Source organism: Roseicyclus salinarum, from assembly GCF_029624655.1.
Taxonomy (GTDB): Bacteria; Pseudomonadota; Alphaproteobacteria; order Rhodobacterales; family Rhodobacteraceae; genus Roseibacterium; species Roseibacterium salinarum.
On the sequence record NZ_JARRSA010000053.1, the window covers coordinates 1 to 11,163 of the forward strand.

Sequence of the window (11,163 nt, forward strand, 5' to 3'; positions counted from 1 at the left end):
CGCCGCTCAGGCGGCGAGACCCCTCCTGCGCCGGCCCTCCGACGCCTTCAGCGGGAACACCTTCGCCGGGTTCAGAAGCCAGTCCGGATCGAACACGTCCTTCACCTTCATCTGGATCTCGAGGTCCTGAGGCGCGAACTGCGACACCATCAGGTCGCGCTTCTCGATGCCGACGCCGTGCTCGCCGGTCAGGCATCCGCCGACCTCCACGCAGAGCTTCAGGATGTCCGCGCCGAACGCCTCGCACAGCTCCAGATCGCCCGGCTTGTTGGCGTCGAACAGGATCAACGGGTGCATGTTCCCGTCGCCCGCGTGGAAGACGTTGGCCACACCCAGCCCGTAGTCCTTCGACATCTCGCCGATGCGCCGCAGCACCTCGGGCAGCGCGCTTACCGGGATGGTCCCGTCGAGGCACATGTAGTCGTTGATCTGCCCCATCGCGCCGAAGGCGGACTTGCGGCCCAGCCAGATGCGCTTGGCCTCGTCCTCGGACTGCGCTTCGCGCAGCTCCACCGGGTCATGGGCCCGCGCGATCTGCTTGATGACGCCGAGCTGCTCGTCGATCTCGGCGTCGGACCCCTCGACCTCCACGATCAGAAGCGCCTCGCACATCGGGTAGCCGGCCTTTGCGAAAGCCTCGGTCGCCTCGATGCAGGGGCGGTCCATGAACTCGATCGCCACGGGCAGGACGCCCGCCTTGATGATGTCCGAGACGCAGGCGCCCGCGACCTCGTTCGAGGAATAGCCGATCAGGACCGGGCGGGCGCCCTCGGGCTTGCGCAGGATGCGAAGCGTCGCTTCGGTCACGATGCCAAGCTGCCCCTCCGAGCCGCAGATCACCCCCAGAAGGTCGTAGCCCGCCGCGTCGAGATGCGCGCCGCCGATCTCGAGGATCCGGCCATCCATCGTCACCATGGTCACGCCCAGGAGGTTGTTGGTCGTCACGCCGTATTTCAGGCAGTGCGCGCCGCCCGAATTCATCGCGATGTTGCCCGCGATGGCGCAGGCGAGCTGGCTCGAAGGGTCGGGGGCGTAGAAGAAATCCTCCTGCTCCACGGCGCCCGTCACGCTGAGGTTCGTGCGCCCCGACTGCACGCGGATGAAGCGGTTGTCGTAATCGACCTCGAGCACGCGGTTCAGCTTCGAGACGCCCACGATCACGCTGTCGGCCGTCGGCAGCGCCCCGCCCGCGAGCGAGGTTCCCGAGCCCCGCGGCACCACGGGCACGCCCTCCTCGTGACAGACCCTGAGGACGGCCGCGACCTCCTCGGTGCTGGAGGGCAGCACCACGGCGAGCGGCGGGCACCGGTAGGCCGTCAGCGCGTCGCATTCGTAGGCGCGCGTCTCGGTCTCGTCGTGGATGACGGACGATTTCGGCAGGACCTCCTGCAGGCGCGCCACGATACGCGGCTTGCGCGACAGGACGGCGGCGTCGGGTGCGGGCATCTCCATCGGGGTCCTCCTCCTGAACACCGTGCAATTGGTAAGGAAAGATAACCAATTGCCCGCATATGGCAACACAAAACGCGGTGCCGTCCAGCGCGATGAGGCGAAATCGCCCATTGCGGCCCCGCCCGTTTGGCGTCACTTGGATGCGCATGGAATGGGTCAAGGTTCTGCATTTGCTGGCCGTTCTCGGCTGGATGACGGGGATCTTCGTGGCCCCCCGCGGGCTTGTCTTCTGGAAGCGCGAATTCGCGAAGACGGGAGAGTTCGGTCCGGCGGGCGACCTCACGCTCCGCGTCTACCGGTTTTCGCTGGGCCTCGGCGTCATCGCGATTCTCTCGGGCCTGTGGCTTTTCTGGTGGTGGGGCTTCCCGCTCTGGGCCTGGGCCAAGCTGGGCGTCGTGGCGATCCTCGCGGCGCATTACGGCTGGACCGGGGTGCTGGTGCTGCGGGCGCGGCGGGGCGTCTTCGAGCAAAGCGAGTTCTGGCTGCGCGCCTTCAACGAGGCAAGCGTGCTCGTCGCGATCGGCGTCCTGTTCCTCGTGGTCTTCAAGCCCTTCTGACGCCCCGCCGCCCCGGCGACCGACGCGGCGGGGGCCTGCCGCATACTTGCCACGATCCTGCGATACCCTTGAACGCTTGGTAGTGTAGTAGATTCGCAATCGGAGCGATGGCCATGCATCGGACGTTCCGCACGAGCCGTGGACAAGTGGACACCTACGAGAAACGGCGCTGTCACCGGTGTCGCGGCAATGGCGACGCGCCTTGCGGCGTCTGCGGCGGGTCGGGGACGCTCATGAAGGGCAGCACCTCCGAGGGACACCCGGTCTTCGGACGCTGCGACGGCTGCCTCGGCCGCAGGATGGTCCGCTGCCCGACCTGTGGCGGCGAACGCTTCGTCTGACCGCGCGCCGCGCCTAGCTCCGGCCCTCGCGCAGCCATGCGCCCAGCATGAGGGCTGCCGCCACCAGCAGGAACAGCCAAGCCGACACCAGAGGCATCACCGTCACGTCCGTGGTCAGGTAGGCGTCGCGCGCGGTCAGGCCGATCCAGCCGCGCCCCGAGGCGTTCCGCCCCTCGGCCACGCGGCGGATGTCGGGCATCCCCTCTTCCAGCCGCATCACCGCGCCCGACAGCGGCTCCACCACCGGCGTCAGCCTGTCGGCGCTGGCGATCGTTTCCTCGAATTCGCGCGGCGCGGCCGGGCCGAGCGCGATGACGGTGTCGAGCGTGCCGTCCGACAGGCGGTAGAGGCCCTGCTCGGCGCCCTCGAGCGCGGCGGTGAACCGGCCGGGCGCGGCCTCCGTCAGCGCGATCGTCTCCTCGGCGCCATCGGGATGGGTGACGGTGACGTCGGCGGCGGTGTCGGACAGTGTCCGGCGGGTGACGGACAGCGTCTGGCCGTCGGCGCGGGCCACCAGCGCCTCCTCCTCGAGGTCGGGCTCTCCCATCATCCAGTGCGCCAGCCGGCGCAGCATCTCCAGCTGCGGGCCGCCGCCCTCGTAGCCGCGATCCCAGAGCCACGCGTGGTCGGACGCCAGAAGCGCCACGCGCCCCTCGCCCACGCGGTCCAGCATCAGAAGCGGCGCGGTGTCGGCGCCCGTCATGACGGTCTGGCCGCCCTGCTCCGTCAGCTCGATCTGGCGGAACCACCTGCCCCAGGGCTGGTCCAGGTCCGGTGGGGGCGTGTGCTCCCGGTCGAGGCCGGCGGTGACGGGATGGCGCTCGCCAAGCTCGGAGATCTCTGGCAGGTAGGGCCGCTCGATCACGCGGGCCGTGGGACGGCCGGGCAGGATTTCGGACAGGGGCGTCCGGTAGAGGGAGGCGGCCGAGGCAAAGTCGGGCCCCGCCGCCAGAAGCAGCGCGCCGCCATCCACGACGTATTGCCGGATGTTGTCGATGTAGAGCATCGGCAGGATGCCGCGCCGCTGGTAGCGGTCGAAGATGATCAGATCGAACTCGTCCACCGCCTCCATGAACAGCTCGCGCGTCGGGAAGGCGATCAGCGAAAGCTCTGACACCGGCACGCCGTCCTGCTTGTCCGGCGGGCGCAGGATGGTGAAGTGCACGAGGTCCACCGAGGGGTCGGACTTCAGGAGGTTGCGCCACGTCCGCTGGCCGGGATGCGGCTCGCCCGAGACCAGAAGCACGCGCAGGCGGTCGCGGATGCCGTTGATCTGCACGACGGCGGCGTTGTTTCGGTCGGTCAGCTCGCCCTCGGCCTCGGGGACAATGAACTGGATGACGTTCTGGCCCGCGTGCTCCAGCGTCAGCGGCAGGTTCAGCGTCTCGCCCACGGGCACGGTGTAGGTCTGCGCCTCGCCCCCGTCGATGGCGATGCGGATCTCGGAGCGTCCCGCCAGCGCGGGGGGAACCGCGCCCTGATCCTCGAGCCTGAGACGGAGCTGGAATTCCTCGCCGATGATCGCGAAGGCGGGCGCGTTCTCGATCACGAGGCGGCGGTCCCAGTCCCCCTCCCGGCCCGTCAGTAGCGCGTGGATCGGCGCTGGCATGTCCGGCACGAGGTCGGCGTCGTGAAGCTGTCCGTCCGTGACGAGGATGGCGCCCGCGATGCGCGCGCGCGGCTCCTCGGCCATCATGCGCGCCAGCTCCTCCATCAGGAGGGTGCCGGCGTTGTCGGGCGCGTCGCCCACGGTCGACACGCGCATCTCCATGCCGAGCGAGGCGACCTCGTCCTCCAGCTCGGCCAGCGCCTGCGCGGTCTGATCGGGGCGGTCCGAGAGGTCCTGGCTCGCGCTGCCGTCGACGACGACAAGCACGATGTCCGAGAGCGGCTCGCGGTCCTCGTTCTGCAGCGACGGGTTGAGAAGCGCGGCCAGAAGCACGGCGCCGGCCGCGAGGCGGAAGGGCCAGCCCGACAGCCGCCGCCAAAGCGCCAGCCCGACGACCACGGCGGTCAGCGCGGCGAGCGCGTAGATCAGCGGCAGCGGAAGGAGCGGGTCGAGGAGGATCTGCTGCGCCATCGTCACTGCCCCAGCCGTTCGAGAAGCGCGGGCACGTGCACCTGGTCGGATTTGTAGTTGCCGGACAGGACGTGCATCACGAGGTTGACGCCGAAGCGCAGCGCGATCTCGCGCTGGCGCTCGCCGGTCATGCCGCGCCCCACGGGCAGGAGCGCGCGCCCGCTGTCGTCGACGGCCCACGCCGCGGCCCAGTCGTTGCCCCCGATCAGCACGGGCGTCACGCCGTCGTTGAGGTTGCGGAAGGGCATCCCCTCGATCTGCTCGGCATCGGGTGGGGCGGCCTGAACCCAGACGTCGCGGCTGACGTGGCGGCCCGGGAAATCCTGAAGCAGGTAGAACGTGCGCGTCAGGACATGGTCGGCGGGGATCGGTTCGAGCGGGGGAATGTCGAGCGGCGCGGCGAGCGCGCGCAGGCGGCGGCCCTCGGGCGTGCCCGACCCGAAGCCGCCGATGTTGGCGTCACGCGTGTCGAACACGATCATGCCGCCCGAGCGGAGGTAGTCGTTGAGCCTGCGGTAGGCGTCGGCGGAAGGCAGCGGCTGATCGGCCGAAACCGGCCAGTAGAGCATCGGAAAGAACGCAAGCTCGTCCGTCTCGAGGTTGACCCCGATGGGCGGCGCGGGCTCGACCGAGGTGCGCGACCAGAGCGTGTCGGTCAGCCCGCGCAGGCCGGCCTCCGATATGCGGTCGAGCTCGGGGTCGCCGGTGACGACGTAGGCGAGCGTGACTTCGGTCGTCGCCAGAAGCGCCAGCTCGTCTTCCATCGACAACCCGCCTGCGTCGTCCTGCGCGGCCACGGGCGGCGCGGGCACCGCAAGGCCCACGGCCAGCACGACGACGGCGGCGCGGCCCAGCGCCCCGGTCAGCCGCCCCGCAAGCCAGAGCGCGGCGATGGCGTCGATCAGCAGAAGGACCAGCGCGGCGGTGAGGAAGGCGGCCATGAGGTCCGTCGGCTCAAGCACGGCCATCCCCTCGACCGGCACGTCGGCGGGCCAGGCGGCGGGCGACAGGACGGTGCCGGCGGTCACGACGTTTCGCGCCAGCCGCTGCTCGCCGCCCGCATAGAGGCCCGGCAGCAGATCGGCCGACAGCGGCGCCTCGACCAGCACCTCGCCCGGAACGCCGGGGCGCGTGCCCGCGTCGCGCAACGTGCCGAAGCCGTCCAGCACCCGCTCGGGCACCCAGGTGATGCCCGCGACATCCTCGGCGCCGGGGGTCGCGGGCCGCGTCGAGACGGCGAGCCGTTCGAGCATCTGCACGAAGAGGCCCGAGAAGGGCAGCGTGGACCATTCCGCGTTCGCGGTGACGTGGAAAAGGACTACGCTTCCCTGACCGAGGCTCGCCCGCGTGACCAGCGGCGTGCCGTCGGTGAGCGAGGCGATGGTGCGCTCGGACAGCTGCGGGTCGGGCTGGGCCATGACCTGGCTCGAGACGGTGACGTCGGGCGGCACCTGGAGGCCGGCGAAGGGCGATCCCTCCTCGAAGGGGCGAAGCTGCTTCGGCTCGCCCCAGGACATCGCGCCGCCCACCGTCCGCCCGCCCACGCGAAGCCGCACGGGCATCAGCGGGCCGGCGGCGTCGCGGGCAAGGTCGGATGCGGCAAGGCGCGGGCCCGCGAAACGCACCAGCAGGCCGCCATTCTCGACCCACTCCACGAGGCCCGCCTCCTCCTCGGGGGACAGGGTGGCGACGTCGGCGAGGATGATGGCGTCGGGGCTGGCCAAGAGGATGTCCGACAGCGCGCCCTCCAGGAGGTCGGCGGTCGGCGCGAGAGCCTGCCGCAGGTAGTGCAGCGGCGAAAGAAGCGCCTGCGCCTCGTCGTCGGTGCGCGACGAGATCAGCGCCACCTCGCGCCGTTGCAGCGCGTCGTCGGTCAGCGCCACGGCCCCGGCGGACCGTTCGCCCGCGACCTCGAAACGGGTGATGCGGTTACGCAGCTCGGCGGGCAGGGCGAAGGCGGCCATGGCCGAGGTTTCGCCTGCGCCGAACGTCACAGTCTCGCGCGCGAGATCGCGGGGGATGCCGGCGGGGTCCAGGCCGTGGGCGATCACCGTCACCTCGCGCGGCGCGGTCGCGCCCTGCCGCTGCAGGCCGGCGCGGATGGTGCCGTCCTCGTAGACCGGCGGGGCCAGCGCGATGACGTCGCGCGCGCCCTGGAAGACATTGACCGGCCCGAGGCCCTCGAAAGCGTCCAGAAGATCGCCGCGCCCCTCGTGCTCCAGCCCGTCGGACACCCAGAAGACCTCGGCCGGTCCGTCGAGGGCGGCGGCCCATTCGGCGGCGGCGGCATAATCGGGCGCATAGGGCGCGGGCGTCAGGGCCGGAAGGCGGGCGGACCATGCGTTGGCGGACTGGAACGCGGGCGCGCCGCCGGGAAGCTCGGTCAGCGTCACGAGCGCCACGGGACGGCCCGCACGCCCGGCTTCCTGCAACAGGAGATCGACGCGCTCGATCCGGTCCGACCAGTCACGCGCCGACGCCCAGGAGGCGTCCATCGCCACCAGAAGCGGGCCGTCGCCCGCGCGCTGCTCCTGCGGGTTCAGCACTGGGCCCGCGAAACCGACGATGGCCGCCGCCACCGCCAGCATCCGCAGCAGCAGAAGCCACCACGGCGTCTTGTCCGTCTGGCTGTCCTCGTCGCGCAGGCCAAGCAGCAGCGCGACCCCCGGAAAGCGCCGGCGGATCGGCGCGGGCGGCACGGCGCGCAGCAGCCACCACAGGATCGGCAGCGCGACCAGCGCGATCAGCAGAAGCGGCGTGGCGAATGCGAGGTTCGCGATCATCGCGCTCCCCTGCGGACGGGCCGGACGGCCGTCGGCGCGTCCCGGCCGGTTTCATGACGACGAACGGCAGCGCGCGGCCCGGTGTTCCGCACGGGGCTCATGCGCGCACCTTCTCGAGGGCGCGGTAGAGCCACAGAAGCGTCGGCTCCGCGGGCTGGTCGGTGTGATGGACGTGGTAGCGCCAGCCCGTGTTGCGCGCCGCCTGCGACAGGCGGTCCTTCCGCTCGGCGAGGCGGGCGAGGTATTCGTCGCGCAGCGAGCGCGCCTTGAGCGTCTCGAAACGGATCGCGCCGGACATGGATTCGAAGACGGTGCGCCCGTCGAAGGGAAACGCCTCCTCGTCGGGGTCGAGGACCTGCACCAGCGCGCCCTTCACCCCACGATCCGCGGCGCGGCCCAGCACCTGTTCGATCGGCGCGGGGTCGCCGAGAAAGTCCGAGAAGAACACCGCACGGCTTCCGACCGGCATGGCCTTGGGACGCGGCGCGCCATAGTCGCCCTCCTCGTGGCCGTCCATCAGCGCCTGCGCCATCCGCAGAAGCTGCGCGCGCCCGCCGCGCGGCGGCTCGGTCAGGTGGGTCAGGCCCACGCGCTCGCCGCCATGCACCGCGAGGATCGCGATCGCCATCGCCAGCGTCTGCGCGCGGCGCAGCTTCGAGGGCCGCCTGTCGGAGCCGGTGAACGTCATCGAGGCAGCGTCGTCCACCCCGAGCATGACGGACTGCGCCGCCTGCCATTCGGTCTGACGCACGAAGTGGCCGTCCGACCGGCCCGAACGGCGCCAGTCGATGGCGCGCAGGCTGTCGCCCGCTTCGGCGGGCCGGTATTGCCAGAACTCGTCCCCGGTTCCGGCGCGCTTGCGCCCGTGAGTGCCCATGAGGACCGTCGCGCTCAGGTGCTGCGCGTCGGCCATGAGTGCGGGCAGCGAGGCGGCGATGGCCTCGGACCGCGAGCGGAGGGTCTCGGGAGTATGGAGGGCGGAACGGCTCAAGCCGCCGCCTCGATCCGCGTCACGCGCGCCGTCACCTCGTCGATGACGCGCGACAGGTCCGCGCCCTCGGCCCGCGCCGCGAAGGTCAGCGCCATGCGGTGCACGAGGACGGGACGCGCCAGCGCCGCCACGTCCTCGACCGACGGCGCGAGGCGGCCGTCGAGCAGCGCGCGCGCCCTGACCGTCAGCATGAGGGCCTGCGCCGCGCGCGGGCCTGGCCCCCATGCGACGAAGTTCTTCACGATGTCGGGGGCGTCGGCCTCCTGCGGGCGGCACGACCGCACGAGGTCGAGGATGGCCTCCACCACGGCCTCGCCCACGGGCATCTGCCGCACGATGCGCTGCGCCGCGATCAGCGCCTCGGGATCGAAGACCTGGTGCGCGCGGCCTTCCTCGATGCCGGTGGTGGCAAGAAGGATGCCGCGCTCGGTCTCGCGGTCGGGATAGGGCACGTCGATCTGCACGAGGAACCGGTCGAGCTGCGCCTCGGGTAGGGGATAGGTACCCTCCTGCTCGATCGGGTTTTGCGTGGCGAGAACGTGGAACGGCGCGGGCAGCGGCCGGTGCTGGCCCGCGATCGTCACCTCGCGCTCCTGCATGGCTTGCAGGAGGGCTGACTGCGTGCGCGGCGAGGCGCGGTTGATCTCGTCGGCCATCAGGAGACGACAGAAGATCGGCCCCTCGATGAAGCGGAAACTCCGAGCGCCCTCGGCCCCGGTCTCGAGCACCTCGGAGCCGAGGATGTCGGCCGGCATCAGGTCGGGCGTGAACTGGATGCGGTTCGCGCTGAGGCCCATGACGGTCGAAAGCGTGTCCACCAGCAGCGTCTTTCCCAGCCCCGGAAGGCCCATCAGAAGCGCGTGCCCCCCCGACAGCATGGCCGACAGCGTCAGCGTGACGACCTCTTCCTGGCCGATGATCCGGGTCGCGATCGCCTCTCGCGCCTCGGAGAGCTTGCCGCCCAGCGCTTCGATTTCGGCCACGAGGGTCTCGCGTTCAGACATGGCAAAGCTCCGCATGATGCTTATCTCTTGTCAGGTAACAGACCTATTCCGCCGACCACAAATGGCAAAAGGGCCGTAGGGACAAAACATCGTGACGAACGCAAGCGCGCCGCCTGAACCCGATACCTTGATCGCCGCGGCCCAAGCGGCTCAGAAGGAAGGCAGACTGCCGCCCGTGCACCTGTGGAACCCGCCGTTCTGCGGCGACATCGACATGGAGATCCGCCGCGACGGCACCTGGTTCCACGAGGGAACGCCCATCGGCCGCAAGCCGCTGGTGCGCCTATTCTCGACCATACTCAAGCGCGAGGGGGACAGTTTCTTCCTCGTCACACCGGTCGAGAAGGTGGGAATCAGGGTCGAGGACGCGCCCTTCGTCGCGGTGGACCTCGAGGCGGCGGGGACGGGCCGCGAGCAGGTCGTGAGCTTCACGACGAACGTGGGCGACCGGGTGCTTGCCGGCGAGGATCACGAGATCCGCGTCGTGCGCGACGAAACCGGCGAGCCGTCGCCCTACATCCACGTCCGCGCGGGGCTGGACGCGCTGATCGACCGGAAAAGCTTCTACCGGCTGGTGGACCTTGGCGAGGCCCACGAGATCGACGGCACCGACTGGTTCGGCGTCTGGTCGCAGGGCGTGTTCTTTCCGATCATCCCGGTGGCCGACCTCGACGTGTGACGCAACGCTGGCCGGGGCGGGCCGGAGCGCGGGCCGGCCACGGCGGCGGGCTCAGGCGTAGCTGGTCTCGCGCGGGGCGGGCTCGGCCCGAAGCTCGGCGTCGAGGCGCCGCATCTGGATCTCGGCATCCGCCATGCAGGTGACGACGGCGTCGGGTTCGGGCAGGGAGGCCACCGCCCTCGCGTCGCCCGCGATCCGGCCCGACACGATCAGGCGGGCATCGGGACGCGCCCTGCGCAGCGAGGTCATCAGCCGTCCGAGCGCCGGAAGCGAATGATCTCCCGAACAGCTGAGGCCGATGACGGCGCGGTCGTCGCGCTTCAGCCGCGAGAGGATCTCGTCATGCTCGAGGCCGATCAGAAGGCCCATGTCCCAGCCGATGCGACGGAACAGGTCGGCGGCCATCACCACGCCAAGCGTATGCTCCTCGCCGGGCACGGCGCAGAACACGGCGCCCTTTGCCCCGGCCGAGGGCGTGCCCCGGCGTCCGGCGGGAAGCCGTCGCAGCATCGCCTGGATGCGCGCGGTCGCCATCGTGACCTCGGTGAAGGGAAGCCTGTCGCCCTCCCACCACTCGCCGAGGCAGCGGGCCGCGGGGGCGAGGTAGTCGAGGCAGATCTCCTCGACCGAGAGGCCCGCCTCGACGAGGTCTCCGACCATCAGGTCGGCGATGTCGGTGGCGTCATCGCACAGCGCGGTCGCGAGGGCCGTGGCGAGCGGGACCCGAATGCAGGCCTGCGCCTCGTCCGACAGGACGCTTGCATGACGCTCGGCGTGCAGCCGGGTGAGGGCGCGGGTCGCGAGTTGCGAAAGGCTTTCCTCTGAGAGGGTCGACGCCACGCGCCGCGTGGTCGACGCGCGCGGAGCGCTGCGGTCTTCGGAGTATCTTGCCACGGCCGTGATTCTTCCCTCTCCGGCGCGCGCTGTCAGCACGGGGACGCGCAGTGCCGCTTTTCATTGAATGGCAGTGTATACGGAGCCATGTGTCAATCAAGATTGACATTGAATTTTATTTCAAGGCGGCGCATCCGCGCGTCGATGCCGGCGCGAAGGCAAAACCAGAAATCCAGAAAAAATTGGGAGACTTGCCGTAACCGGCCCATGACGAATCGCAATCATGACACATCGTGTCCAGACGAATTGACAGCGGGCGCGACAGGTCTTTCGAGGCAGGGCAAGGACATGGCCGCCGCGTGAGGCGCGCGGCGCGCGTCCGATTCGGTCCTTTCGGCCTTGCGGGCGGCGCGGGCAGGCCCGCACGCCCTGCGCCGCCCGC

At 70.5% G+C, this 11,163-nt stretch carries 8 protein-coding genes; 2 read left to right on the forward strand and 6 right to left on the reverse strand.

What is annotated here, in order from left to right; genetic code table 11:
• Positions 1-6 precede the first annotated feature (6 nt).
• On the reverse strand, positions 7-1,452 hold the full coding sequence (locus P6F26_RS19415) for an FAD-linked oxidase C-terminal domain-containing protein (RefSeq protein ID WP_278030361.1): 1,446 nt from the start codon (positions 1,450-1,452) through the stop codon (positions 7-9).
• A 146-nt stretch (positions 1,453-1,598) separates the two neighbouring features.
• Between P6F26_RS19415 and P6F26_RS19420 the strand changes: the two genes are divergently transcribed.
• A complete protein-coding gene (locus P6F26_RS19420; RefSeq protein ID WP_278030362.1) occupies positions 1,599-2,009 on the forward strand; it encodes a CopD family protein in 411 nt (136 codons plus the stop codon).
• Between the two features lie 354 nt (positions 2,010-2,363).
• On the opposite strand, the gene P6F26_RS19425 is transcribed toward P6F26_RS19420, so the two are convergent.
• The 4 genes from P6F26_RS19425 to P6F26_RS19440 form a co-directional block, all read right to left on the reverse strand.
• Entirely contained in the window at positions 2,364-4,430 is a 2,067-nt protein-coding gene (locus P6F26_RS19425; protein WP_278030363.1) for a hypothetical protein, read from the reverse strand.
• 2 nt (positions 4,431-4,432) lie between these two features.
• The gene (locus P6F26_RS19430) at positions 4,433-7,213 is read right to left on the reverse strand and encodes a DUF4159 domain-containing protein (protein ID WP_278030364.1); all 2,781 of its coding nucleotides are present in this window, start codon (positions 7,211-7,213) and stop codon (positions 4,433-4,435) included.
• A gap of 97 nt (positions 7,214-7,310) precedes the next feature.
• Positions 7,311-8,204: a DUF58 domain-containing protein gene (locus tag P6F26_RS19435; protein WP_278030365.1), complete on the reverse strand. Its 894-nt coding sequence runs from the start codon at positions 8,202-8,204 to the stop codon at positions 7,311-7,313.
• Positions 8,201-9,208: an AAA family ATPase gene (locus tag P6F26_RS19440; protein ID WP_278030366.1), complete on the reverse strand. Its 1,008-nt coding sequence runs from the start codon at positions 9,206-9,208 to the stop codon at positions 8,201-8,203. Before P6F26_RS19440 ends, P6F26_RS19435 begins: the two co-directional genes overlap by 4 nt.
• A gap of 91 nt (positions 9,209-9,299) precedes the next feature.
• On the opposite strand from P6F26_RS19440, the gene P6F26_RS19445 reads away from it, so the two are divergent.
• Positions 9,300-9,887 carry a DUF1285 domain-containing protein gene (locus P6F26_RS19445; RefSeq protein WP_278030367.1) on the forward strand — a complete coding sequence of 196 codons (588 nt, stop codon included), beginning with the start codon at positions 9,300-9,302 and terminating at the stop codon, positions 9,885-9,887.
• Positions 9,888-9,938: 51 nt separating this feature from the next.
• Here the strand turns inward: P6F26_RS19445 and P6F26_RS19450 are convergent, their stop codons facing one another.
• Complete coding sequence (locus P6F26_RS19450) at positions 9,939-10,781, reverse strand: cobalamin B12-binding domain-containing protein (RefSeq protein WP_278030368.1); 843 nt, start codon at positions 10,779-10,781, stop codon at positions 9,939-9,941.
• Positions 10,782-11,163 lie beyond the last annotated feature (382 nt).

Bases quoted from the DNA above. Each gene is read 5' to 3' on its own strand.
- P6F26_RS19420 (WP_278030362.1), top strand. From the start codon at position 1,599: ATGGAATGGGTCAAGGTTCTGCATTTGCTGGCCGTTCTCGGCTGGATG.
- P6F26_RS19425 (WP_278030363.1), bottom strand. From the start codon at position 4,430: ATGGCGCAGCAGATCCTCCTCGACCCGCTCCTTCCGCTGCCGCTGATC.
- P6F26_RS19440 (WP_278030366.1), bottom strand. From the start codon at position 9,208: ATGTCTGAACGCGAGACCCTCGTGGCCGAAATCGAAGCGCTGGGCGGC.
- P6F26_RS19415 (WP_278030361.1), bottom strand. From the start codon at position 1,452: ATGGAGATGCCCGCACCCGACGCCGCCGTCCTGTCGCGCAAGCCGCGT.
- P6F26_RS19430 (WP_278030364.1), bottom strand. From the start codon at position 7,213: ATGATCGCGAACCTCGCATTCGCCACGCCGCTTCTGCTGATCGCGCTG.